General features: G+C 71.5%; 18 protein-coding genes. 13 read left to right on the top strand and 5 right to left on the bottom strand.

Annotated features, from left to right (window positions below; genetic code table 11):
* Positions 1-309: 309 nt before the first annotated feature.
* The 9 genes from B5M43_RS03115 (at position 310) to B5M43_RS03075 (ending at position 18,634) form a co-directional block, all read left to right on the top strand.
* Positions 310-2,400: an acyl-CoA dehydrogenase gene (locus B5M43_RS03115; protein ID WP_134745287.1), complete on the top strand. Its 2,091-nt coding sequence runs from the start codon at positions 310-312 to the stop codon at positions 2,398-2,400.
* A gap of 141 nt (positions 2,401-2,541) precedes the next feature.
* Complete coding sequence (locus B5M43_RS03110; RefSeq protein ID WP_134745286.1) at positions 2,542-8,697, top strand: Ig-like domain-containing protein; 6,156 nt, start codon at positions 2,542-2,544, stop codon at positions 8,695-8,697.
* 21 nt (positions 8,698-8,718) lie between these two features.
* Positions 8,719-9,693 (top strand): MoxR family ATPase, encoded by a 975-nt coding sequence (locus B5M43_RS03105; RefSeq protein WP_134745285.1) that lies wholly within the window; start codon positions 8,719-8,721, stop codon positions 9,691-9,693.
* Between the two features lie 37 nt (positions 9,694-9,730).
* A complete protein-coding gene (locus B5M43_RS03100; RefSeq protein WP_134745284.1) occupies positions 9,731-11,038 on the top strand; it encodes a DUF58 domain-containing protein in 1,308 nt (435 codons plus the stop codon).
* The gene (locus tag B5M43_RS03095; RefSeq protein WP_134745283.1) at positions 11,035-13,440 is read left to right on the top strand and encodes a transglutaminase family protein; all 2,406 of its coding nucleotides are present in this window, start codon (positions 11,035-11,037) and stop codon (positions 13,438-13,440) included. The genes B5M43_RS03100 and B5M43_RS03095 overlap by 4 nt, the downstream gene beginning before the upstream one ends.
* A 1-nt stretch (position 13,441) precedes the next feature.
* A complete protein-coding gene (locus B5M43_RS03090; RefSeq protein WP_230667574.1) occupies positions 13,442-14,785 on the top strand; it encodes an RDD family protein in 1,344 nt (447 codons plus the stop codon).
* Positions 14,782-15,612, top strand: coding sequence for a PP2C family serine/threonine-protein phosphatase (locus B5M43_RS03085; RefSeq protein WP_134745553.1), 831 nt, complete (start codon positions 14,782-14,784; stop codon positions 15,610-15,612). Before B5M43_RS03090 ends, B5M43_RS03085 begins: the two co-directional genes overlap by 4 nt.
* Positions 15,612-17,048, top strand: coding sequence for an FHA domain-containing protein (locus B5M43_RS03080; protein ID WP_134745552.1), 1,437 nt, complete (start codon positions 15,612-15,614; stop codon positions 17,046-17,048). The genes B5M43_RS03085 and B5M43_RS03080 overlap by 1 nt, the downstream gene beginning before the upstream one ends.
* Positions 17,045-18,634 (top strand): serine/threonine-protein kinase, encoded by a 1,590-nt coding sequence (locus tag B5M43_RS03075; RefSeq protein ID WP_134745551.1) that lies wholly within the window; start codon positions 17,045-17,047, stop codon positions 18,632-18,634. Before B5M43_RS03080 ends, B5M43_RS03075 begins: the two co-directional genes overlap by 4 nt.
* A gap of 30 nt (positions 18,635-18,664) precedes the next feature.
* Here the strand turns inward: B5M43_RS03075 and B5M43_RS03070 are convergent, their stop codons facing one another.
* Positions 18,665-19,126, bottom strand: coding sequence for a recombinase family protein (locus B5M43_RS03070; protein ID WP_134745550.1), 462 nt, complete (start codon positions 19,124-19,126; stop codon positions 18,665-18,667).
* 74 nt (positions 19,127-19,200) lie between these two features.
* On the opposite strand from B5M43_RS03070, the gene B5M43_RS03065 reads away from it, so the two are divergent.
* Positions 19,201-20,079, top strand: coding sequence for a neutral zinc metallopeptidase (locus B5M43_RS03065; RefSeq protein ID WP_134745549.1), 879 nt, complete (start codon positions 19,201-19,203; stop codon positions 20,077-20,079).
* Between the two features lie 19 nt (positions 20,080-20,098).
* Here B5M43_RS03065 and B5M43_RS03060 read toward each other — a convergent pair whose 3' ends face one another.
* A complete protein-coding gene (locus B5M43_RS03060) occupies positions 20,099-20,368 on the bottom strand; it encodes a glutaredoxin domain-containing protein (protein ID WP_055988138.1) in 270 nt (89 codons plus the stop codon).
* A gap of 114 nt (positions 20,369-20,482) precedes the next feature.
* Here B5M43_RS03060 and B5M43_RS03055 point away from each other — a divergent pair, with 114 nt between their 5' ends.
* Entirely contained in the window at positions 20,483-21,640 is a 1,158-nt protein-coding gene (locus tag B5M43_RS03055) for a glycosyltransferase (protein WP_230667572.1), read from the top strand.
* Positions 21,641-22,119: 479 nt separating this feature from the next.
* Here B5M43_RS03055 and B5M43_RS03050 read toward each other — a convergent pair whose 3' ends face one another.
* The 3 genes from B5M43_RS03050 to B5M43_RS03040 form a co-directional block, all read right to left on the bottom strand.
* Positions 22,120-22,599 (bottom strand): hypothetical protein, encoded by a 480-nt coding sequence (locus B5M43_RS03050; RefSeq protein WP_134745547.1) that lies wholly within the window; start codon positions 22,597-22,599, stop codon positions 22,120-22,122.
* Positions 22,596-23,312, bottom strand: a complete 717-nt coding sequence (locus B5M43_RS03045; protein WP_134745546.1) for a DUF3800 domain-containing protein — start codon at positions 23,310-23,312, stop codon at positions 22,596-22,598. The genes B5M43_RS03050 and B5M43_RS03045 overlap by 4 nt, the downstream gene beginning before the upstream one ends.
* Positions 23,313-23,603: 291 nt before the next feature.
* Positions 23,604-24,116 (bottom strand): hypothetical protein, encoded by a 513-nt coding sequence (locus B5M43_RS03040; protein WP_134745545.1) that lies wholly within the window; start codon positions 24,114-24,116, stop codon positions 23,604-23,606.
* Positions 24,117-24,269: 153 nt separating this feature from the next.
* On the opposite strand from B5M43_RS03040, the gene B5M43_RS03035 reads away from it, so the two are divergent.
* Positions 24,270-24,668 (top strand): plasmid replication, integration and excision activator, encoded by a 399-nt coding sequence (locus B5M43_RS03035; RefSeq protein WP_134745544.1) that lies wholly within the window; start codon positions 24,270-24,272, stop codon positions 24,666-24,668.
* Positions 24,668-26,071, top strand: a complete 1,404-nt coding sequence (locus B5M43_RS03030; protein WP_134745543.1) for an FtsK/SpoIIIE domain-containing protein — start codon at positions 24,668-24,670, stop codon at positions 26,069-26,071. Before B5M43_RS03035 ends, B5M43_RS03030 begins: the two co-directional genes overlap by 1 nt.
* Position 26,072: the final 1 nt, after the last annotated feature.

The raw sequence follows: 26,072 nt of genomic DNA, 5'->3' as shown, positions 1-26,072 counted from the left end.
CGATGGCAAGGTCACCTTCCGGTGGACGGTGGGCGCCGGGCGGCGGCTCACACGGAGTGAGATGACGCCACGGCATGAGGCGTGACGCGGCGGCGGTCCGGATGATCCGGGCCGCCGCCGTCGTCTGTCCCCGTCCGCCGCCGCTGTCGTGCGCGCACAATGGTCCCGCCGCACGTCGGCGCCCGCGACTGTGGCTCAGTGACAAGGTCCTCGCGCCCGGCTTGTCGCAGACCTACGGTGATCACATCGCCCCCTCCGTCCCCGTCGAGGCGGGCCCGGCCCATTCCACGATCCCCGTGAGAGGCAGACATGGCAGACACCGCTGTTCGCCCCCAGACCGCCGACCCGACGCCCGCCCACAAGGCCGGGCCCGAGACGGCGCCCCGCATCGACGTCCCCCTCGTCACCGACCGGCTGCTCGGCACGTGGGCGGACGTCCGCCGCGCGTCGCGCGAGATGCTGAAGGACTCCGCGTTCTGGCGCGTCGACGGGCTCACCCACCACGAGCACCGCGCGCGCGTCTTCGAACAGCTCGGCAAGCTGGTCGAGCACAGGTCCATCTCGCGCGCGCTCCCGGTCGAATACGGCGGCGAGAACAACAACGGCGGCAACCTCGCGAGCTTCGAGGAGCTCGTGCTCGCCGATCCGAGTCTTCAGATCAAGGCGGGCGTGCAGTGGGGCCTGTTCGGCTCCGCGATCTACCAGCTGGGAACGAAGAAGCACCACGACAAGTGGCTGCGCGACGTCTTCGAGCTGAAGATCCCCGGCGCGTTCGCCATGACCGAGACCGGCCACGGCTCGGACGTCGCCGCGATCGGGACCACCGCGACCTACGACGCGGCGACCGAGGAGTTCGTGATCCACACGCCGTTCCGCGGCGCCTGGAAGGACTACCTCGGCAACGCCGCGGTCGACGGCCGGGCGGCGACCGTGTTCGCGCAGCTCATCAGCGGCGGCGTGAACTACGGCGTGCACTGTTTCTTCGTGCCCCTTCGCGACGAGGACGGGCAGTTCCTGCCGGGCGTCGGCGGCGAGGACGACGGCGTCAAGGGCGGCCTCAACGGCATCGACAACGGCCGTCTGCACTTCGACCACGTGCGCGTGCCGCGCGAGAACCTGCTCAACCGCTATGGCGACGTCGCGCCGGACGGCACTTACTCGAGCCCGATCGCCAGCCCGGGCCGCCGCTTCTTCACGATGCTCGGCGCGCTCGTGCAGGGCCGCGTCTCGCTCGACGGGTCGGCCACCACGGCGGCGGCGCTGGCGCTGAACATCGCGATCACCTACGGCAACCAGCGCCGCCAGTTCGCCGGCGCGACCGGCGCCGAGACGGTCCTGATGGACTACGCGAAGCACCAGCGTCGCCTCCTGCCGCGGCTCGCGATCACGTACGCGCAGGCGTTCGCGCACGACGAGCTGCTGCAGAAGTTCCACGGCGTGTTCGGCGGCGAGACCGACACCGAGGAGAACCGCGAGGACCTCGAGACCCTCGCGGCCACGCTCAAGCCGCTGTCGACCTGGCACGCGCTGGACGCCATCCAGGAGGCCCGCGAGGCCTGCGGCGGCGCGGGCTACCTCGCCGAGAACCGCCTCGTGACCCTGCGTCAGGACCTCGACGTGTACGTCACCTTCGAGGGCGACAACAACGTGCTGCTGCAGCTCGTCGGCAAGCGCCTGCTCGCGGACTACGCCAAGCAGCTGCGCAGCAAGGACCCCAAGGAGATCGCCGCCTTCGTCGTCGGCCAGACCGCCGGCAAGGTGTTCCACGGGGCGGGCCTGCGGCAGCTCGGGCAGGCGGTGGCGGACTTCGGATCCACGGCGCGATCCGTGGAGCTCGGCCTGCGCGCCAAGGACCAGCACGAGCTGCTCGCCGACCGCGTGCAGAGCATGGTCGGCGAGCTCGCGGCGCGCCTGCGTCCCGCGCCCAAGCTCGACCCGGTCGCGGCCGCCGACCTGTTCAACGAGAACCAGGTCGAGCTGCTCGAGGCGGCCCGCGCCCACGGCGAGCTCCTGCAGTGGGAGGCGTTCACCGACGCCGTGGCCTCGATCCCCGACGAGGACACCCGCCAGGTGATGATCTGGCTCCGTGACCTCTTCGGGCTGACGCTGATCGAGAAGCACCTCGCCTGGTACCTCATGCACGGCCGCCTCTCCAACCAGCGCGCGATGGCCGTGCAGCGCTACATCGACCGCCTCTGCCGCCGCCTGCGCCCGCACTCGCAGGACCTCGTCGACGCGTTCGGGTTCGCGCCCGAGCACGTGCGGGCTCCCATCGCGTCGGGTGCCGAGCAGAGCCGCCAGGATGAGGCCGCCGCGCACTACGCCGAGCTGGTCGCGACCGGGCAGGCGCCCGCGCGCGAGAAGAAGCCGCCGCGCGAGAAGAAGCCCGCTCGACGCTGATCTTCCATCGCGCACGCGGGTCCGGGGAGTTCCCGGGCCCGCGTGCGCGTCCGTGCGGGGGAGAGGTGCCCTGGTCGGGGCCGGGGAGGCGCTGAGCGGGCCGATTAGGATACCGGTCAGGAGTCGGCGAGGGGGTGCGCGATGAAGACTGTGTCCTGGGCGCGGGTGCGTCCGCGCACGCTCGCGGGCGCCTCAATCGTCACGGTCGCCGCGCTCGGCGTCACGACCATGGCCGTCGCGTACGAGGGCAACCCGACCACCGAGCTCGACCTCCACGACGGATCAGTCTGGATCACCAAGGCCGATGAGCAGTGGGTCGGCCACTTCAACAGCGAGTCACAGGTCCTGGACGGGCGCCTCGTCACGCCGTCCGCCGACTTCGACGTCCTGCAGGACGGCGACCGGATCCTCATGCAGGACCTGGGCGACGGGACGCTCGGCCCCGTCGACAACGTGGGGGTGTCCCTGGGTGACCGGGTGCAGCTGCCCGGCGGAGCCGAGATCGACTACGCCGCCCGCACGATCGCGGTCCTCGACCCCGCCGAGGGCGAGCTCTTCGTCATCCCCTACGACGGTCTCGCGTCCTTCGCCGTGGCCGACGCCGATCCTGTGCTCGAGAAGCTGGGGGAGAACGCGGCCGTCACGGTCGGCCGTGACGGCACCGTGTACGTCGCCTCGCCGTCCGAGGCGACGCTGTACACGGTCCCCGTGACGGAGCAGGGCGAGGCCGAGAAGCCGTCCGAGCGGGCGCTCGAGGGCGTCGACGAGTCGTCGCAGCTGTCCGTGACCTTGGTGGCCGGCCGCGCGGTGATCCTCGACGAGACGACCGGGTCCGTCATCATCCCGGACGGGCCGACGGTCGCGCTCGAGGAGCCCGAGGACGCGCGCCTCGCGCTGGACGCGGCCGACGGGGACGCGGTCGTCGTCGCGACGCGCACCGAGCTGCTGAGCATCCCGCTCGACGGCTCCGAGCCCGAGGCCGCTCCCGCCGGAGCCCTGACGGGCACCCCCGCCGAGCCCGTGTGGCTCAACGGCTGCGCTTACGGCGCGTGGATGGAGTCGGGACGGTTCGTGCGCGACTGCGTCGGCGAGCAGCACGACCTCGCGATGCCGATCCCGGAGTACAAGGCCGAGGGCGAGCTGCGCTTCCGCGTGAACCGCGACGTCGTGATGCTCAACAACGTGCTGAGCGGGGCGGCCTGGCTCGCGAGCGACCAGCTGCAGAAGGTCGACAACTGGGACGACCTGACGCCCCCGAAGGGCGACGGCGTCGAGAACCCCGACCCGACCACGGTCCAGGTGCCGGATCCCAGCCCACCCGACCGTGGCGAGGACAACACGCCCCCGGTCGCCAACCCCGACACGTTCGGCGTGCGCGCCGACGCCGCGACGATCCTGCCCGTGCTCGACAACGACAGCGATCCGGACGGCGACGTGCTCACCGTCACGCTGCCGGACGGCGCGCCCGACGGCGTCACGGTGACGCCGATCAACGACGGCACGTCGCTGCAGATCACCGTGCCGGACGGCGTGTCGAGCGTCGACTCCTTCACGTACGAGGTGAACGACGGCCGCCCCGGCGGCACGGCTCAGGCGCAGGTGCGCGTCGAGGTCCGAGGCGAGGACGAGAACACGCCGCCGAAGCAGCTGCGGCAGATCGCCATCCCCGTCGAGTCGGGCAGCTCCGTCACCTACAACGTGCTGCCGGACTGGGTCGACCCCGACGGCGACAACCTCTACCTCGAGTCGGTCACGCCCGCCGAGGGCGACGAGGCGGAGTTCACGGCGGACGGCCGCATCACCTACCGCGCCATCTCGGGCGACCAGGGCCTGGTCGACGTCAACATCGTCGTCTCGGACGGCCGCTCGAGCATGGCGGGGCTGCTGAAGCTCGACGTGCGCGCTCCCGGGTCCACGCCGCCGCTCGCGACCGCCGACCACCTGGTCGTGCGCGCGGGGCAGCAGGGCACGGTCTCGCCCCTGGCCAACGACCTGAGCGCCAGCGACGAGCCGCTCGAGCTCACCCAGGTGAGCGAGGTGCAGGGCGCGACGATCGTCCCCGACTTCGCATCGGACACGTTCACCTTCGAGTCGGACACGGTGGGCACCTACTACGTCGACTACCTCGTGACGACGTCGGGGACCACGCCGGTGCCGGGCCTCGTGCGGGTGGACGTCATCGAGCCCGTCGAGAGCGAGGAGCCGCCCGTCGCGGTGCGCGACGTCGCGCTGCTCCCGGTCGGCGGCGACGCACTGGTGAACGTCCTGGCCAACGACTCCGACCCGGCGGGCGGCGTGCTCGTGGTGCAGTCCGTGGACGTGCCCGACGATGCAGGCCTCGCGGTCTCGGTGATCGGCCATGAGACGCTGCGCGTCACGGACCGCGGCATGACCGGCGAGGGCGGTCAGGTCACCATCCGCTACACGATCTCGAACGGCGTCGCGCCGTCGGTCCAGGGCGAGGTCGTCGTGATCGCCATGCCCGCGCCGGCCAAGCTGCGTGCGCCGATCGTCAACGAGGACACCGCCGTCGTGCGCGTCGGCGACGTCGTGACGATCCCGGTGCTCGACAACGACTACCACCCGAACGACGACGAGTTCCACCTCGATCCGGAGTCGGTCCGGCTCGACACGGAGGGCGCCGGCGAGGCCTTCGCGGCCGAGGACGACGTGCGCTTCCACGCGGGCGACGAGCCCGGCACGGCGTACGTGACCTACACGGCCGTGGACAGCACGGGACAGCGGGCGACCGCTCCGGTCGCGATCCAGGTGCTCCCGCTCGACGAGGAGAACAACAACGCCCCGCGGCCCGAGGACGTCGAGTCGCGCGCGCTGGACGGCAGCACGACGAGGATCACGATCCCGCTCGACGGCATCGACCCCGACGGCGACTCGGTCGAGCTGGTCGGCATCGACTCGGGCCCGAAGCTCGGCACGATCCTCGAGAGGGGAGCGAACTACCTCGACTACGAGGCCTCGCGCGGCTCGACCGGCGTGGACACCTTCACGTACCGTGTGCGCGACAGCCTCGGTGCCGAGTCGACCGCCACGATCCGGGTGGGCGTCGCGCCCGCCGCCGCGCAGAACCAGGCTCCGTTCGCGGTGCGCGACAGCCTCGCGATGCGTCCCGGCCGCGTGGTGGCGGCCGCGGTCCAGGAGAACGACTCCGACCCCGACGGCGACACCATCGGCATCGTGCAGGGGACGGACGGGCTCGTGCTCGGCGAGAACCCGCAGGTCGAGGCGGAGGCGGTCGGCGAGCGCGTGGTCGTGACGGCGCCGGACCACGAGCTCGAGACCTCGCTGCAGTACACGATCGAGGACGAGCACGGCGCGCAGGCGAAGGGCGTGCTGCAGGTCACGGTCGACGAGGACGTGCCGCTGCAGGCGCCGATCGCGCGCGACGACCGCGTGCTGCTCGAGGACATCGATCTCGAGGAGCAGACCGCGCAGATCGACCTGCTGCTGAACGACGAGGACCCCGACGGCACGGCGACCGCCGAGACGCTCGGGATCCAGCTCGCGCCCGACGACTCGGCCCAGCTGCTCGCGGACGGGATCGTGAGCGTCCAGCTCGAGGAGCGCCGCCGCCTGATCAAGTACACGATCACGGACCAGGACGACCAGGTCGCGCACGCGTTCATCCACGTCCCCGGCCAGGAGGATCTGCGTCCGAGCCTGATCTCGACCGAGCCTGTGGAGGTCAAGAGCGGCGAGCGCATCGACCTCCCGCTCGCGGAGTACGTCCGCTCGGCGGACGGCGGGGATGTGCGCATCACGGAGGCCGAGAAGGTCTCGGCCGGCCGCAGCGACGGCTCGTCGCTCGTGATCGACGAGCGGACGCTCACCTACCGGTCGGCCGACCGGTACGCGGGCAAGGACGCGATCACGTTCGAGGTGACGGACGGCGACGGACCCGACGACCCGAACGGGCGCGTGTCGACGCTGTCCATCCCGATCACGGTCACGCCGCCCGACAACCTGCCGCCCGAGATGCTCGGCGGCGCCGTCACGGTCGGCGCGGGCGACTCGCAGCCCGGCACGCTCGAGCTCTCCGGCCTCGCGACCGACATCGACGAGGACCCGCTGTCGTTCTCGCTGGGCGAGGTGCCGGCAGGTCTCCAGGCGACCATCGCCGGAGGATCCACGCTGGAGGTCCGGGCCGACGCCGACCAGAAGGGCACGGTCGCGTCGATCCCCGTGACCGTCGACGACGGCCAGGACAATCCGACGAGCCCCGAGCCCGTCACCTCCGAGATCGAGGTCACCGTCACGGCGTCCACGCGCGAGCTGCCCACGGCCAGCGACGACACGTTCGACACGTGGAACCAGGGCGAGACGCGCTCGGTCGACGTGCTCGCCAACGACTTCAACCCCTTCGAGGGCGAGGCTCCGCTCGAGGTGATCGACGCTTCGCTCGAGACGGGCGAGGGCACGGTCCAGTTCGACGGCAGCAGCGTGACGGTCACCCCCGCGGAGGACTACCACGGGCGTTTCGTCGCCCGCTACACGGTGCAGGACGCCACGGGCGACCCCGACCGCACGGCCGAGGCGCGCGTCAACGTGACGGTGCAGGGGCGGCCGGACGCTCCCGGCAAGCCGCGCGTGACCAACGTCCAGAGCCGTCAGGTCACAATGACGTGGCTGCCGCCCGCCGACAACGGCGCGAACATCACGGGCTACAAGGTGACCGCGGTCAAGGGCGGCGAGTACGAGGCCGACTGCCCCGAGACGACCTGCACGCTCACAGGCCTGACGAACAACGTGACGTACGCGTTCACGGTCACGGCGATCAACAGCGTGGGCGAGTCCGACACCTCGCCGGTCAGCCAGGACGCGCGGCCGGACGTGCGGCCCGAGCGCCCGCTCGCGCCGCAGATCCCGGAGTTCCGCGACAGCGGGCTGCTCGTGACGTGGAAGGCGCCCCGCACCGAGGGCTCTCCCATCACGAAGTACGAGCTCGAGATCACGCCGACGCCGCCGAGCGGCATCAACGTCAAGACCGTGCCGGCGGGCACCACCCAGCTCTGGTGGGACGGCCTGCAGAACGGCACCGCGTACTCGGTCCGCGTACGCGCGCACAACAGTGCGCCGGACCCGTCCGAGTGGAGCCCGCAGTCGCCCACGAACATCCCTGCGAAGCCGCCGGCGGCGCCCGGCACCCCCGTGGCGCAGCGTCAGAGCAGCATCGGCCCCACGCCGGGCGGCGTCGAGGTGACGTGGCCCGCGGTGACCGGTCCCGAGGCGGGCGGCGACGCGGTCGACGCATACCAGGTGCAGGCATACCGGGGCGGCAGCCCGTACGGCTCGCCGCAGACCGTGGGCGGCACGCGTGCGGTGTTCTCCCTGCCGGCCAGCAACTCCGACTACACGTTCACGGTGAAGGCGAAGAACAAGGCCGGATGGGGCGGCACGAGCGCTCACAGCGCGCCGCTGCGCCAGTTCACGTCGCCGACCGCTCCGGGCAAGCCCAGCGTGCGCGAGGGCGACGGGCGGATCGACGCGTCGTGGGCGCCCGCGACGGCCGAGGGCGCGAACGCGAACGAGATCCACTACCAGTACAGCGTCAACGGCGGAGCGTGGCAGGGCGTCGGCAACTCGACGTCGACGACGATCAACGGGTTGAACAACGGCTCGACCTATCGCGTGGTCGTGCGCGCGATCGCGGTGGCCAACGGGGCCACGTCGGAGCCCGGCCCGAACTCCCCGCCGTCCGACCCGGCGACCCCGTACGGGCCGCCGCGCAACCCCAGCGTCACGGCGGATCGCGTCGGCGACGGCACGCAGATCCGATTCACGTGGAACGCGCCCGCGCCGAACGGCCGGCTGATCGTGCGCGCCGAGGCCCGGTTCTACGACGGCAAGGGCTGGCAGAACGTGCCGCTCGACGGCTCGACGACCCGCAGCTACGGCTACAGCGCCACCGGCAAGATCGGCGTGCGCGTGTACGACTCCGCGGGCCAGGTCAGCGGCGAGGCCATCGCGCAGGCGACGACCCGCGACCCCCCGCAGCCGTCGGTCCGCGTCTTCCAGCAGGGCAACGCGGGCAACGAGCCGAACTGCGATTCGGGCAACTGCCAGTGGATGTGGCTCGGGTACGAGAACCTCCCCGCCGGCAACTACACCGTGCAGTGCTACAGCGGCAACAGCGGGCAGTACTACGCGACGTGGCGGGGATACCTGTCCGGCACGGGCAGCAAGAACATGGGGTGCTACTACGGCTTCACGGGCACCCAGGTGCACCTGAAGGTGGAAGGCCCGTACAGCGCCAAGACGCCCTCGATCACGTGGCGATAGCAGACGACGAAGGATGACGACATGACGATGACCCCCGAACAGGCGGCCTGGTTCCAGGGCACCTTCGGCCGCCTGGTCGACAACGTCGACAAGGCGCTGATGGGCAAGCGCGAGGTCGTGGGCCTCGTGCTTGCGGCGATGCTCGCCGAGGGTCACGTGCTGCTCGAGGACGCGCCCGGGACGGGCAAGACCAGCCTCGCCAAGGCGCTCGCCGCCACCGTGCAGGGCACGTCGAGCCGCATCCAGTTCACGCCCGACCTGCTGCCGAGCGACGTGACCGGCGTGACGATCTACGACCAGCAGTCGCACACGTTCGAGTTCCACCGCGGCCCCGTGTTCGCCTCGATCGTGCTCGCCGACGAGATCAACCGCGCGTCGCCCAAGACGCAGTCGGCGCTCCTCGAGGTCATGGAGGAGTCGCGCGTCACGGTCGACGGCACCCCGCACGAGGTGGGGCGCCCGTTCCTCGTGATCGCGACGCAGAACCCGATCGAGCAGGCGGGCACCTACAAGCTGCCCGAGGCGCAGCTCGACCGCTTCCTGATCAAGACCTCGATCGGCTACCCCACCCTCGACGTGACCGAGCGCATCCTGGCGGGATCCGCCGAGCGCAACCCGTCGGCCCACCTGAGCGCGATCATCACGACCAGCGCGGTGTCCGACATGGCCGACCTGGCCTCGACCGCGCACGTCGAGCCCGCCGTGCTGCGCTACGCCGCGGAGCTCGCCGAGGCGACGCGCGAGGACAGGGACACGCGCCTGGGCGTCTCGGTGCGCGGCGCGATCGCGATCGTGCGCCTGGCCAAGGTGTGGGCGGCGGCGCAGGGTCGCCACTACGTGATCCCCGACGACGTGAAGTCGCTCGCGCAGCCGGTCTGGGCGCACCGTCTCGTGATGGACCCCGAGGCCGAGTTCGTGGGGACCACGCCCGAGTCCGTGATCGCCCGAGTGCTCGAGAAGGTTCCCGCGCCGCAGGCCCGCGCCGCTGCCGTCTGAGCGCCACGACACCGACGGATGACCCTCATCTGACCGCATGACCACCGCAGCCGAGCCCGCGACCGCGCCCGTCCCTCCGGACGACCGCGCGGCGTCGGGCGAGCGCGCGTCGACGGCGGCGGAGCCCGCCCAGGCGAGCTGGCGCGAGGTCGGGCTGTACCTGCTGGAGCGCGCCGGCCACGCGCTGCGGCGCGCCGCGGCGGTCGTCCGGCCCATCGGCTGGGTCCTGATCGCGGTCGCGGCGCTGCTGTGGATCGTCGGCCCGTGGATGGGCTGGCGCGAGGTGACGGTCGCCGCCGTCGTGGTGACCGTGGTGCTCGGGCTGTGCCTGCTGTTCCTGGTCGGGCGCACGACCTACGACGTCACGCTGGACCTGACGCGCACCCGCGTGGTCGTGGGGGAGCGCGCGGTCGGCGCCCTGACCCTGGCCAACTCGGGCGGCCGGGCCATCCTGCCGTCGCGCGTGGTGCTGCCGGTCGGCGCCGGGCGCGGCGTGTTCGGCGTAAAGCACCTGGCCCCCGGCGAGGAGGTCGAGGAGCTCTTCGCGATCCCCACGGTCAAGCGCGCCGTGCTCCCCGTCGGCCCCGTCAGCATCGTGCGCGGCGATCCGCTCGGCCTGTTCGAGCGCGTCGACAGCCGCGACGAGCCGGTCGACCTCTACGTCCACCCGCGAACGGTGCGTTTCGAGGGCCAGTCGCTGGGCTTCGTGCGCGACCTCGAGGGCATGGTCTCGCGGGAGCTGGCGCGCGACGACATCGCCTTCCACGCCCTGTCGGAGTACCAGCCGGGCGACGATCTGCGGCACGTGCACTGGCGCTCGACCGCCCGCACGGGCACGATCATGGTCCGCACCTACGAGCAGACCCGGCGCTCGCACTTCGTGATCGGCCTGTCGACCAACGCGGCCGAGTACGCGGACGAGGACGAACTGGAGCTCGCCGTCTCGGCGGCCGGCTCCCTGGGCCTGCGCGCGCTCCGGGACTCGTACAAGGTGGATGTGCGCACCCAGTCCGGGCGCCTGCGCACCGAGTCGCAGAAGCACCTGCTCGATTCGCTCTCGGGAGTCGAGCCCTCGCGTCCGAAGGCGGGCGGCACGACCGCGCTCGCCGGATCCATCGCCGCCGCCGCCCCCGCGGCGAGCGTGGTCGTGCTGGCCTGCGGCAGCCGCGTCACCGCCGCCGAGCTGCAGGCCGCGATCTCGCGTCTGCCGCTCGGCTCGCGCGTCCTGGCCGTGGTCGCGGCGCTCGGGCAGGAGCCGGGCCGGCGTCGCATCGGCGAGGCCGACGTGATCACTGTCGGCGACCTCGACCAGCTCGCCCCCTCGCTGCGGAGGGTGCTCGCATGACCTCCACCCTGCTCCCGCCGCCGACCGAGGCGCCGGTCTCCCCGCCGCCCGCGCCGCCGCAGACGTCGCGTCGCGCGGCGCGCATCGCACCGGTGCGCCTCCCGGCACGCCGGTGGGCACTGGACCTCGGCGCCGTCGCGCTGCTGCTTCTCGTGTCGGTGATCGGCTTCTGGCCGACGTTCGGCGGCCCCGTGGTGCTGCTCGCCGGGCTCGGCGCCCTCGCCCTGGGCCTCGGGATCGCCGTCGTCGGCACGCTGCGCCGCTGGGGCGTGCTCCTCCTGGCCGCCGCCGTCGTGGTCGCGTACTTCGTCTTCGGAGCCGCGTTCGCGCTGCCGCACACCGCGCTGCTCGGCGTCATCCCGACGCTGGAGACCCTGCGCCTGCTGGCGGTGGGCGTCGTGACGTCCTGGAAGTCGCTGCTCACCACGGTCGCGCCCGTGTCGTACGAGGACGGCCACCTCATCGTGCCGTTCCTCCTGATCCTGATCTTCACCGTCCTGGCCGCGAGCCTGGCCCTGCGGGTCCGGCCGCCCGCCTGGGCGCTGCTGCCGGCGGGCGCGTGCCTGGCCCTGCAGATCGCGCTCGGCACCTCGGAGCCAGCCGCGCCGATCGTGCAGGGCGTGATGCTCGCGGTCGTGGCGATCGTGTGGCTCGCCCTGCGCGAGGCGTGGGCTCCCACGCGCAGTGCGATCTCGCTGTCGTCCGAGGACGAGCGCACGGAGGACCGCCGCCACGTGCTGCGCCGCGTGGGCGCCGCGGCGGGCGTGCTCGCCGTGGCGTGCGCGGCGGGAGGCGCATCCACGGTGCTCGCCCCGCCGAACGAGGTGCGGTACGTCATCCGCGACGTGATCATCCCGCCGTTCGACATCCGCCAGTTCCCGAGCCCGCTGCAGGACTTCCGCATCTACGTCGACAAGTTCGCCGACACGCCGCTGTTCACGGTCACGGGGCTGCCCGCCGGCGCGCGCGTGCGCCTGGGCACCATGGACGCCTACTCGGGCGTGGTCTACAACGTCGCCGAATCGTCGAGCGCGTTCACGCCGCTGCGCTCCAACATGGCCGGGGACGCCGAGGGGCGGACGGCCGAGCTGCGGGTCGAGATCGGCGCGTACTCGGACGTGTGGCTGCCCGACGCCGGTCACGTCGACGCGGTGCGGTTCGAGGGCGCCGACGCCGAGGACCTCCGCCGGGCGACCTACTTCAACCCGTCGACCGGCACCGGAATCGTCACGACCGGGCTCAGCGAGGGCGACGCGTACACGGTGACGGCGGTCATCCCGGACGAGCCCAGCGAGTCCGAGCTCGCCGAGGACCGCTTCGCCGACGTGGAGATCCCGCGGCCGAACGCGGTGCCCGAGAAGCTGGGCGAGCTCGCGTCCGACGCGATCTCGGAGGCCGAGGCGCGCACGCCGATCGAGAAGGTCAAGGCCCTCGAGACGTTCCTGTTCGAGTCGGGGTACTTCAGCCACGGCATCGAGGAGGGCGAGTACTCGCCCTCGGGTCACGGATCCGCGCGCCTGGCGAGCATGGTCAGCGCCGATCAGCTGGTGGGCGACGACGAGCAGTACGCGACGCTGATGGCCCTGATGGCGAACGAGGTCGGGATCCCGGCGCGCGTCGTGATGGGCTTCCACGCCGGCGAGGACGCGCGCGGCGAGCTCGTCGCGAACGGCGACAACCTGCACGCGTGGGTCGAGGTGGCCTTCGCCGAGTCCGGATGGGTCGCGTTCGATCCGACCCCGGACGAGGACAAGGAGCCCAAGGACCAGACCACCCAGCCCAAGACGGATCCGCAGCCGATGCCGCTGCAGCCGCCGCCCCCGCCCAAGGAGGAGGCGGATGAGCCGCCGCTCGTGCCCGAGGACCGCGAGTCCGAGGACGAGGCCGACCCGCTGCCGGGATACCTCGGACTGATCCTCGCGATCGGCGGCATCAGCCTCGGCACCATCGCGCTCCTGCTCGCGCCGTTCGTCATCATCGGCGGGCTGAAGGCGGCGCGGCGTCGGAAGCGGCGCGAGGCGCCCGTTCCCGCCGACCGCATCAGCGGCGGCTGGGAGGAGCTCACGGACCGGGCGGCCGACTTCGGCCGCGCCGTGCCGATCGGCGCCACGCGGTACGAGCAGTCGGCGCACCTCACGCCCGCGCTCGAGGAGCCGCGCGTCACGACGCTCGCCCTGCGCGCGGACGCGAGCGTGTTCGGTCCGGGGGAGCCCACGCCGGGCGAGATCGAGGCGTTCTGGGCCGAGGTGGACGAGGTCGTCGGGGGGATGAACAGGAAGGCCTCGTTCTGGACGAGGCTGAAAGCGCGGCTGAACGTGCGGTCGCTGGCCAAGGGCTCGTCGCTCGCGACGCGCGTGCGGTCGCTGCGCGAGACGGTCTCCGCTCGGCGGAAGGAAGGCTGACATGACCACGCCCAACCCGTATGGACCCCCGGCGCCCGGCTCGGTCCCCGGCCCGCCCGCGTACCCGTCGCACCCGGCGCCGCCCGCGCCGCCGCAGGGCGCGGGGTCCGGATGGCCGCAGCCGGCGTGGCCCGCCGCGCCGCAGCAGCCCGCCGGCCGGCCGGCCGCGCCGGCGGGCGGGCCCATCGCGGCCCCGGGCGCTCCCGCCTCGATCGGGCGCCGCGCCGCCGCGTACGCGATCGACGCCGCCATCGTCGGGGCGGCGTGGCTCGTGCTGAGCGTGGTCGCGAACCTGCTCGCGCAGGCGCTCGGCTACGTCGCGCTCCTCATCGTCGGCGCCGCCGCGATCGTCCTGCTGCTCGGGTGGTTCCTCGTCTACACGTACATGCAGGGCGGGCACGGCTCGATCGGCATGAGGCTCATGAAGCTGCGGCTCGTGCGCATCGAGACCGGGCAGCCGCTCGGCTTCGGCGGCGCGCTGCTGCGCAACGTCATCTGGGGCCTGGCCACCGCGATCGTGGTCGGCTTCTTCTCGGTGTTCTTCGACTCCAGCGGACGCCGGCAGGGATGGCACGACAAGGTCGCGCACGCCTTCATGCGCGACGCCGAGGACGCGCGCACGACCTCGCCCGCCGCCGCGCCGGCCGCCCCCGCCGCGGCCCCGCGCCCGCCGCTCCCGGGCGTTCCGGCGGCCTCCGCCGCACCCGTCCCGCCCGCTCCGGCGGCGCCCGCCGCTCCCGCGGACCTGCCGCCCCGCCCGCCGCTGCCGCCGCGCGGCGGCGTCCCGAGCCCGGGCAACCTGTCGTCGCTGTTCACGACCACGCCGCCTCCCGCGCCGGCCGGCCCGTCGGCCGCGGCGCCCTCCGAGGGGCTCATCGCGTTCGTGCCGGGCGTGACGCAGGACCCGCCTCCCGCGCCCGCGGCGGCCGCCGCACCGGCTCCCGTGGACGAGCTCGAGGACGACACCATCCTCGTCCGCCGCGACGAGCCCGACGTCGAGGACACCCGGCTCGTCGCGCGCGCCCCGTCCGCGGTGCTGGAGTGGGACGACGGCACCCGCCACACCGTCACCGGCCGCGCGGTGTTCGGCCGCAACCCCGCCGGCGACGAGGGCGTCGAGACGGTCGCGGTCCGGGACGAGACGCTGTCGCTGTCGAAGACCCACTTCGAGCTCGACGTGACCGGCGAGGGCGTGTTCGTCGTCGACCGTCACTCGACCAACGGCGTGACGGTCGTGCGCGGCGGCGAGCGCATCCCCGCGACGCCCGGCGAGCGCGTCGCGCTCGAGGCCGAGGATGCGCTCGAGATCGGGGACCGCATCGCTACGCTCAAGGCCGCCGGATGAGCGAGCCCATCGTCGCCCTGAGCGGCGCGGCCACCGATCCGGGGCTGCGGCGCTCGCTCAACGAGGACTCGTTCCTCGCCGTGTCGCCGGTATTCCTCGTCGCCGACGGGATGGGCGGGCACGACCGCGGCGAGGTCGCCTCGGCGACCGCGATCGACGAGTTCCGGGCCTTCGCCGGGCGCGCGAGCCTCACGATCGACGACGTGCGCGGCGCGCTCGGGCGCGCCCGAGCGCGCGTGGACGGGCTCTCGGTCGGCTCGGACGCCGGGGCGGGAACCACCCTCACGGGCGTCGTGATCGCCGACGTCGCCGGGGAGGGCTACTGGCTCGCGCTGAACCTGGGCGACTCCCGCACCTATCGCCTGGCCGGCGGGCGGCTCGAGCAGATCAGCGTCGACCACTCCGTCGTGCAGGAGCTCATCGACAGCGGCGAGCTCACGGCCGAGGACGCCGCGCGCGACCGCCGCCGCAACGTGATCACGCGGGCGCTCGGCGCGGGAAGCGACGCCGAGGCGGACTTCTGGATGATCCCCGCCGCGGGCGGCGACCGCATCCTGGTGTGCTCCGACGGGCTGCCCGGCGAGCTCCCCGCCGAGCGGATCCGGACCATCCTGGCGGTCGAGTCGCACCCGCAGGCCGCCGCCACCCGCCTCGTGCAGGAGGCCGTGCTGCACGGCGGTCGCGACAACATCACCGCCGTGGTCGTGGACGCCGTGGCGGTCGCCCGGCGCGGGGGCGCGTCGCCGGAGGGCGGCGCGGACGCCGACGCCGACGACGACGTCGACTCGGACACGCTGCCGCGCGAGCCCGTGGGAGGGATGGCCTGATGCGGGTGACCTACGAGCCCGGCGGCATGCTCGCCATCGTCGCGGACGACGGCATCGCCGTGCTTCCCGGCGGTCTGCCGCAGGAACTCATCGACGACGTGTGGGTGGGGCTGGACGCCGGCGACGGCGTGAACGCCGTGCTCGATGCGCTGTCCCAGGCGTCCGGGACGGGGCTCGCGGGGCTCCCTCCGTTCGCGGTCGCGCTGCTCGAGGACGACGCGGTCCGCACCGCCGTGCGCGGCGACCTGCGGATCACGGCGGAGACGCTGGACGGCCCGCTCGAGCTGACCGGCGGCGACACCGACGCGTGGAGCGTGAACCTCATCGAGGACGCCCTGTCGGTGCACGTCCGCCCGGCGGGCGAGCGTCCCGCGATCGCGTCGGAGCTGCCGATCGCGTCGGGCGCCGTGCTCGCGGGCGGCGTCCGCGCCGTGTTCTTCGAGACCGATCCGGAGGACGGCGCCGAGCGCGTCGCGCCGCGCGCGCACGGCCACGATGCGCGGGATGCGCCCGTGCCCGACGACGTCGTGGCGGTGGACGACGGGAGCGCGGTGTCCGCCGAGACGCTGCTGCCTCAGGAGATCGGGCTCGTTCCGGCGGAGCCGCCGAGGCGCGAGGCGCCGGCGCGGCCGTTCGACGCGTTCGCCGTGCGGCCCGAGGAGGGCCCGGCCGAACCCGCGGACGACGTGTCGGGCGAGGAGCCCGGCGACGAGACGCTCGGCGCCCAGGAGACCCTGCGCGACGCCGAGACGCTGGGCGACCACGACGGCGAGACCATCACGGCCGCGCAGCTCGCGCGGCTCCGCGCGCGGGCGCAGGAGGCGCACGAGGCGCAGGACGCGCACGGCGAGTTCGCGGAGGAGCCGGCCGAGCCGCAGCCGCTCGGCGACCACGACGGCGAGACGATCTCGGCCGCGCAGGCCGAGAGGCTGCGGCAGCGCGGCGAGCTGCCCGAGGTGCCGCGCGGCCCCGGGGCCACGGCCGAGGTGCCGATCGCCGACGGCCCCATCGACGCGGTGCCGCCGCACCTGGATCCGGCGCCCGTGCCGCGCTTCGACGTCCCGTCGCTGCCGTCGCCGTTCGCTCCGGCGCCGTCTTTCGGGCGTGCGCGCCTGTCCACCGGAGAGGTGCTCGAGCTCGACCGTCCGGTCATCGTCGGCCGGCGCCCCCGCTCGTCGCGCACGTCGGGGGCCGACATGCCGCGCCTGGTGGCGGTCGAGAGCCCCCAGAACGACATCTCGCGCAACCACGTCGAGATCGTGTCCGACGGAGAGACCGTGGTGGTGACCGACCTCCACACGACCAACGGGACCACGCTGCTCCGCGGCGGCAACGATCCCGTGCGGCTGCACCCCGGCGAGCAGACCCTGGTCGTCACGGGCGACGTCGTGGATCTGGGCGACGGCGTGACGATCGCGTTCGAGGACCTGCCGTGACGCAGCGACGCCCGCCCGCGCCGCCGCCGCGGCTGCCGGGCTTCACGCACCTCGAGCTGCTCGGATCGGGCGGCTTCGCCGACGTGTACCTGTACGAGCAGGAGCTCCCGCGCCGCCGCGTCGCCGTCAAGGTGCTGCTGCCCGAGCGCATCGTCGCGTCGGCCGCGCAGTTCACCGCCGAGGCGAACGTCATGGCGATGCTGTCGACGCATCCGGCGATCGTCACGATCTACCAGGCGGGGGTGTCCACCGACGGTCGGCCGTACCTCGTCATGGAGTACTGCCCGCGGCCCAACCTGCAGGTGCGCTATCGGCGCGAGCCGTTCTCGCCCGCGGAGGCGCTGCGCGTCGGGATCCAGGTCGCCGCCGCGGTGGAGACCGCGCACCGCGCCGGCGTGCTGCACCGCGACATCAAGCCCGCCAACATCCTGGTCACCGAGTACAACCGGCCCGCGCTGACCGACTTCGGCATCGCGTCGACCTCGAACGCCGACGTCGAGGCGACGGGCATGTCCATCCCGTGGTCGCCGCCCGAGGCGTTCGCGTCGCCGCCGCAGAGCGGACCGCGCACCGACATCTACCAGCTCGGCGCCACGATCTACACGCTGCTCGCGGGGCGCTCTCCGTACGAGATGCCGGGCCAGCGCAACGGCAGCGCCGAGCTGATCGGCCGCATCGAGCGCCTGCCGCTTCCGGCGATCGACCGGCCGGATGTGCCCTCGTCGCTGTACGCCGTGCTCGCGCGCGCCATGGCGAAGGACCCGGCGGACCGCTACCCGAGCGCCGTCGCGTTCGCGCGGGCGCTGCAGAAGGTGCAGATCGAGCTCGCCCACGCGGTCACGCCGATCGACATCCTCGAGGAGAGCCCCCTCGACGACGTCCCCGAGGACGACGACGACGGCATGACCCGCGTGCGCGGCATCACGGACATCGCGCCGATCGAGACCGCCACCCGTCCCTCGGCGACGACGGCCCCCGTCGCGCCGCCGCGCCCGACCCCCGCGCCCGTCGCGGACGACGACGCGACCATCGTGCGCGGACCGCGCGTGGTCGCGCCCATCGACGATCACACGATCCTGCGCCCGCCCGCGCCCGGCTCGACGCCCGCCGCCCCGTGGCCGGCGCCGGCGCCGCACACTCCCGAGACCGTGATCGAGCCGGAGGCGCGCCCGCGGCGCTGGCCCTGGATCGTCGCGGCGTCCATCGTCGCGCTGGCGCTCGTCGGCATCGCGGCGGCGACGGTCCAGTCCTTCCTGTCGCCGGAGCCGGCGCCGACCGAGTCGTCGTCCATCACGGACCCGCAGGATCCGACAGGCGGCGAGGCCGTGCCGCTGGTCGTGGACGCGCAGGGGGTCATCGAGGGAGAGAACGCGGTCTTCACGTGGCGGAACCCCGAGCCCGAGGAGGGCGACTACTACCAGTGGGTGCGCCGGACGCTCGATGGCACCGGCGCTCCCGAGCAGACGGACGTCCCCACCGTGACGATGCCGACCGAGGGACAGAGTCAGGTCTGCATCGACGTCACGCTCGTCCGTGAGGACGGCACGTTCTCGAACGCGCCCGTCACGATCTGCGCGCCGGAGTGATCCGCGCGGGCGGCGGCTGAGCCCGGCCCGTCAGACGGTCGGCGCGGCGTCCAGGTGACGCGCGCCGTGCGACAGCACCTTGACCACGATGCCGCGGCGCGACAGCGCCGAGACCGTGCGGGTGCCCTCGTCGACGTCGCGGCCCAGCGCCTGCACGTTCGTCACGACGAGCACGTCGCCCGGCTTGAACGTGTCGAACAGGCGGTTCAGACGGTGCTCCCACGACTCGAGGATGTCGGGGGCGGGATGGCGGAACCCCTCGATCGGCACGCCGAAGCGGGTCAGGTCCTCCCGCTGCTGCACCACGGACGGCATGTCGTCGCGGGCGACGACCAGCCCCACGAGACGCGAGCCGGCCGGCCGGGCGAGCCACCAGTCGCGGTCGCGCTGCAGCTCGGTGAAGCACTTCGGGCACTCCACGGCGGCGTGCGGCAGGTGCAGCGGGGCCGTGTCGGTGGCCTCCGCGTGTGCGTCGTGCGCGATGTCCGCCATACCGGCCTCCTAATCCATCCCCGTGCCCATGTCAATTGTGCCTGCTCGGCCGCTCCGGCGAGTAGCGTGTCGCCATGACGTTCAATGAGAACGCGAATGTCGGCAGCACCCGTGCCCGGCGCCGTGGCCGCACGGCGGCGATCGCCGGAGGCGGCGGCGTGGGCGTCATCGGCATCGCGGTGCTGCTGTTCAGCCTCTTCACCGGGCAGGACCTCACGGGGCTGCTCGGCGTCACGGGTGGCGGTCAGTCGCAGCAGCAGGGCGGCGGCGCGATCATCGAGGACTGCCAGACGGGTGCCGACGCGAACGAGGACGACGCCTGCCGCATGGTGTTCGGCGCCGAGGCGATCGACCAGTTCTGGGCCGAGAACCTCGAGGGCTACCGCGAGCCGCAGCTCATCATCGTCGACCAGGCGACGTCGTCCCAGTGCGGCACCGCGTCCAACGCCACCGGGCCCTTCTACTGCCCGCCCGAGGAGACGGTCTATATCGACCCGACGTTCTTCGGGCTCCTGCGCGAGCGGTTCGACGCGTCCGCCGGATCCCTCGCGCAGCTCTACGTGCTGGCCCACGAGTACGGCCACCACGTGCAGAACCTGATCGGGGTGTTCCAGCAGTACCCGAACAACGGCAGCGGCCCGGACAGCAACGGCGTGCGCACCGAGCTGCAGGCCGACTGCTTCGCGGGCGCCTGGGTGGCGGCGATGACCAAGCAGGTGGATGCGGATGGCGACCCCTACCTGAAGGAGCCGACTCCGGAGCAGATCGCGGATGCGCTGAACGCCGCCGCGACCGTCGGCGACGACCACATCCAGCGGGAGTCGGGCGGCCAGGTCAACCCGGAGAGCTGGACGCACGGCTCGAGCGAGCAGCGCCAGCGGTGGTTCGACACGGGCCGCGAGGGCGGCGTGCGTGCCTGCGACACGTTCGCGGTCGCGGGCGACCAGCTCTGACGGGCGCGTCGCGCAGGCGTCAGATGAGGTTCAGCTCGCGCAGCTTCGCCTCGACGTCGGCGTTGCTCGGCTCGACGTGGTGCGAGGCGTCGGGGTAGACCACGACGGGGATGTTCGTGCGGCCCGAGATGTCCTTCGCGACCTCGGCGGCGGCCGGGTCGGCTTCCAGGTCGATGTAGGTGTAGTCGATGCCGAGGCCGTCGAGCTGCGCCTTCGTGCGGCGGCAGTCGCGGCACCACTCGGCGCCGAACATCGTGATGCCGGGGGCGGGGGCGTCCTGCGAGGTCATGCATCCAGCCTACGGCCGTGATGCACAGCAGGCTCCGGGCGGCCGGCATCCGCGGGCATGACACGATGGAGACAGCCCGCGCGCCGCGGGGGAGGCACACACGAGAGGGCCGGCGTGGACGTCACCGTCATCGTCCCCACGCGCAACGAGCGCGGGAACGTCGCGGAGATGGTGCGGCAGCTCGGCGACGCCCTCGCCGGACGCCGGGCCGAGATCCTGTTCGTGGACGACAGCGAGGACGGCACGACCGCCGAGATCGAGCGCGTCGCGCAGGATGCGCCCCTCCCGGTGCGGTTCATCCACCGCGCGGCGGGGCAGCGCGCCGGCGGGCTCGGCGGTGCCGTCGTGGCCGGCATGAAGGCGGCCGCCGCGGACGTGTGCGTCGTGATGGACGGCGACCTGCAGCATCCGCCCGCCCTCGTGCCCGCCCTGGTCGACCGGCACGCGCGCGGCGACGCCGACGTGGTGGTGGCCTCGCGCTACATCGGCGGCGGCGACTCGACCGGGCTCGGCACGACGCTGCGGTTCGGCGTCTCGCGGGCCGCGACCCTGCTGACCAAGGCGATGTTCCCGCTCCGGCTGCACGGCACGAGCGACCCCATGACGGGCTTCTTCCTGGTCGACCGCTCGCGCGTCGACCTCGAGGCGCTGCGGCCCAGCGGCTTCAAGATCCTGCTCGAGCTGCTGGTGCGCGGCGACCTGCGCACGGCCGAGGTGCCGATGCGCTTCCACCAGCGGGTCGAGGGCGAGTCCAAGGCGAGCCTGCGCCAGGGCATCACGTTCCTCGTGCACCTCGCGCGGCTGCGCTTCGGCAAGATGTCGCTGTTCGCGCTGATCGGCGCCACGGGCGCCGTCGCGAACATCGCGATCGTGTGGCTGCTCACTTCGCTCGGCATGGGCTACATCTGGGCCGCGATCATCGCGGCCGAGGCCACCATCATCGGCAACTTCCTGCTCGCCGAGCGCTTCGTCTTCGCGGACATGCGCGGCCGCGCCGCCGGCCTCAGGCGTCGCTTCCTGGCGTCGTTCACGTTCAACAACGCCGAGGCGGCCATCCGGATCCCGGTGCTCGCGCTCATGGTCGAGTCGTGGCAGATCTCGAGCGTGCTGGCCACCGCGATCACGCTGGCGCTCGCGTTCGTCGGCCGCTTCGTGTTCCACTCCCTCGTGGTCTACGCTCCGCGCAAGCCGCGCGAGCCCGGCACCGAGACGGCCGGCCAGCGGATCATCCGGATGATCGACGAAGAGGCGATGCGCCCCGGCGAGCTCTGAGGCGCCGGGTCCTGCCGGCGCCCCCTCAGGAGGAGATCTCCCCGATCGAGGAGTGAACCGGCGCGGCCGATCCTCGCTCGTGGATATCTCCTCCGGTGGCGTCGCCTCGCAGGCCCGGAGACGACGAAACCCCCGGCGAACCGGGGGTTTCAGGTGGTGGCTCCGACGGGCGTCGATCCCGTGACCGCACGATTTTCAGTTACATTCCGCGGGTCAGTGGGTGCTCGTTCATGCTCACTTCCCGCGTGATGACGCGGATGTTGTGCTCGTTGGTCGCGGCTGGTAGCGGGTCGTTTCAGCAGGGTCCCCGGCACGGGACCGGCACGAGGTCCGGTCTCGAGGTCCGGTCTCGAGGTGTGGTCTCGAGGTGTGGTCCACTGTTGCCTCAGGCCCGTGTCCTGGTGTAGACTGTGCTCGAGTTCATTACCTATCGGTACTGAATCTATCGAGGCTTCGGACGCTGAGCCCGCGTATGCGAATCAGCGTCCATTTTCTTTTCTGCGTACGAGGATCTGCACGCATCGTGCTTCGTTCCACGCAGGCGCCGTGCGAATCTTTCCGATGCTGTTGTCTGCGACAAAGCAAGTGATGAACTGCCCGCGGAGATAGCCAGTGTTGGTCAGTCCGAGGCGCACGATGACCACGAAGTCGTCGACGGCGATGCTCACGCAACTCGTCTGGTCATGTGTGCGGCGCTTGCTGTCCCAACCCGCTCTCCGATCAGCTGTAGAGCTGGCAAGGATCGCGCCAATCTCATCCATGTGTCGGGCTCGAGGGAGCGAGAACTGATTCTTGACCCCGTCCCGATTGGTGCTCTCAAAGAACGCGTGATCGAATCGATGGCGGTCGAAGTAGACCGGCGCGTTTCCGACGGAGGTTCGGAGTGGGAGCGGAGCGCGCGTGAGATTCTCGAGATAGTACGCGCGGTAGTCCGCTTCACCGGGCAGTTCGAGGGTCACTCGTGCCCCTCCTGGAGTCGAATTTCGAAGATATTGAACTTCCGTTCGGCCACGTACGTGGGGCCGAGGCGATGGCCGAGCCGTGCCTCGACGTCTGCAACTACAGTCGACTTCGCTGTCGATGAGCCTGTGCTGCCATTCGCTCGCCACTGGGTCGCACCCATCAGGACGTCGCACAGCTGGACGGGTGTGGACTGGTTGGACGGGACAGCTTGCAGCGATCGGACGATCGATCGACGGTTCGCGTTCTGAAGCACCGTGTGCAGCGTCTGCAAGCGGTTTCGATCACGGTTCACTTTGTCATCGCAGAAGATGGCATACGCCGTCGAAGGGGCGATCCAGTGTGTCAGAAGTTGATAGTAGAACTTGTAGAAGCCGAGTTCGGCGTCTGACTGATGGAACCGCTCGTGATTCAGCCGGCCAGCATCAATGACGATCGCGCGAAAGCTGAGTGACTCGGTGGAGAAGAAGTAGTCGACGAGCGCGCGATAGAAGTCCAGGCGTGCAGGCGACACCTTGTTCCATTTGAACTCACCCCACGTGTCGTGGCGAGCGCGGAGCGCGGTGATGTCCTGCTTGAAGGTGCTTCGGAACTCGGCCGGCATCCAGACTGAGCCAATCACCGACTTGCCGACATTGGGGTGGGACCCGACGAAGAGCTCCGGCCGGCTCTCATCGCAATAGACCTCGCATGTGGCGAGAGCGTCTGGCATTTAGGTCTCCTAGGGGGTCGGCGCGGCGCTATTCGCGCACCCTCCACGATATCTACATGACTCGACACTGTCGCCGAGGGCGGAGCGCGCGCGGTCGAGGAGCGCCCGGACCGGAGCGGAGCGAGGACCGGACGCACCGCAGGCCGCGGGTGCTCCGGCGCAGCCGGCCGGAGGCCGGCCTTGAACGAGTAAAGAAAGTTCTCACAGCTCAGACCGACGACCACGTGTTGCAGGTACGCACCACTGGGTGCTCGGTGAGGGGTGAGCGTCGGGAGCGATCTCGTGATTGGGCTACTCGCGTGCCTTCTCGACGCTGGGTAGCCAGGGCTCGAAATCTGGGTTGGCCGCGGCCTCGTCCATCGCGGCGTCGAGTTCGGGTGACAGGCCTCGAAGGTCCTCGAATCCTAGAGAACTGATGCCGGCCCGCAGCGCATCGAGATCCGGCCACGGAGAAATGAGCGCCTTGACGGCTGCAACTGTCTTAGATGTGTAGCGCTTCGCGAAGACCTGGGTGATGACGCCCTGGGCAGCGGCAATCCTTCCGATGGGCGGCTTCGGCTGGTGGAACCGGTGAACGTAGGCGTTGAAGACGCTGCGGTAGTCGCGCGTTGCTTGGTCCGCGGTCTCCGCGGCGCGCGACAGGTTGATGAAGGCTTCGTTGTGGTTGCGCGGGGTCGTGCCCGCGATGCCCGAGGTGTCCATTTCCTCGGCGGCCGTGGCCGCGCGTTCCTTCAGGCGTTGCAGGACTCCGCTCACGGGCTCGGGAACGAGGCCCCATACGGGGTTCGGCAATCTGTCGGCCACTGCAGTACCTCCCCTCAAGAGCTTACGGCGCCCGTCTGCGACTGTGTGGCTGACTCGGGCGAGCAAACAGTAAGAAAAAGGTTGACAAGGTCAGCCAGTGAGTGTGAGACTCAGAAAGTGAGCAAAAAGCTCACTAACTGAGAGGAACTAGTCATGGCACTTCAGGCAGGAATCCCGGTCAGCTTCGAGGCGTACTTCCCGCGTGGCGCGTACATGGTGGGGGAGGTCGAGGCAGTCGTGAAGTGGTCGGACGACGGCCAGCGGCAGGGACAGGATCTCGACAAGAACTCGGGTCACCCGCTCTGGCAGGTGCGGGTGATCGACGCCGATCCTGAGGCCCGCAAGGGTCAGAACGAGGTGACGGTCAAGATCGCGAGCATCGCGGAGCCGACGGCACCGCCGGAGGTCAACGGACTCCCGTTCCGCCCGGTGTTCTTCGAGGGGCTCACCGTCACTCCTTACGTCAAGGAGAGCGGCGGACGTCCGCGCGTCGCGTACTCCCTCCGTGCGCGTGACATGAAGCCGGCGGCCAAGCCGCGCGGAGGCGAGTGATGACCTGGTCGTGGCGCCTTGAGCGCACGTACTGGGGGCACGAGGTACCGCTGCTGCTCCGCCGCGGATGGTGGTTCCTCGCGCTCGTCTTCGTTCTGGCGCTCTTCGGCGCGGTGCCGTTTGTCCGCGAGCTGATCAACTGGCTGCTGGTCGGTGGGCTCGCGTTCGTGGTCCTGCGTCGCGTACTTGCCGCCCGCCAACTCGACGCCCTGCCCCTTCGGCGGTGGCAGCGACGTATGGCGGAGTGGGTGCTGGCCTCGTGGCCCGCTCTCGCTCGTAACCTCCGCCTCGAGGTCAGGGACCTGGCGGGCAATCCGGTCGTGGCAGGTGTCGGACGTCCGTCGTGGCACGGGCAGACGTGCATGCTTCCGGTCTCGCTGCCACCCGGACTCGCTCGCGAGGACCTCGTTGCGGCGGCTTCTCGGATCGCTCAGGCTTTCGACGCTGTGCGTGTGACTGTCGTAGGACATCAGCTCGGAGCGCTTGCGCTTCGCATTGAGTACGTCGACTCGCTCGCGCAACCGTTCAGCTTCCCGCTCGGCATTCCGTGGGACGGCGCGTCCGTGCCGATGGGGATCACCGACGGCGGAGGCGAGTGGCGACTCCCGCTCGGCCCGCACACCCTTGTCGCGGGTTCATCGGGCAGTGGAAAGGCGTCCCTGGTCTGGGGGCTGCTGCTGGGTCTGGTTGAGCCGATCCACTCGGGGCTCATCGAAGTCTGGGGTATCGATCGCAAGGGCGGCATGGAGCTGGCCATGGGGCGCGATCTGCTCACGCGGTTCGCCACGGACGCCGCGCATTCTGTGCAGCTCCTAGAGGAAGCCGTCGCGGCGATGCAGGAGCGCGCGCGAACTCTCGCCGGCATTACCCGGCAGCACCGCCCGAGTGTTGAGAGCCCGACCGTGATCGTGCTGATCGATGAACTGGCCGCGCTTACGGCGTATGAGACGGATCGGGACCTGCTGCGGCGCGCAAACGCCGCTATCGCGACCCTGGCATCACAGGGGAGGGCCGTCGGCTTCGTTCTATTCGCGTGCCTCCAGGACCCCCGCAAGGAGACTCTGCCCGCTCGAGGCTTGTTCACACAGACGGTGGGGCTGCGTCTGCGTGATCGCGTGGAGACCGCGATGGTACTCGGAGACGGCGCGGTCGCAGCGGGTGCGGCGTGTCACGAGATCTCACCGGCGATGCCCGGCACTGCCTATGTCATGCCGGAGGACGGTTCTCCGCCGCAGCGCGTCCGCGCAGCCTTTGCATCTGACGAACAGATCCAGGAGGCCGCGCTCGCCTACTTCGCGCCCCATCCCCGACCTGTCGTACTACCAGCGGCTGATGAGGAACCCAGGCCGAGGAGGCCGCGTGGTCGTCGAGCAACAACGAACGAGACCGAGGAGGAATCATGAC

The sequence above is a fragment of the Microbacterium sp. MEC084 genome (assembly GCF_004514465.2).
GTDB lineage: Bacteria > Actinomycetota > Actinomycetes > Actinomycetales > Microbacteriaceae > Microbacterium.
Note: the sequence above shows the minus strand (reverse complement) of the source record. Positions and strands in the feature narration are given on the sequence as shown.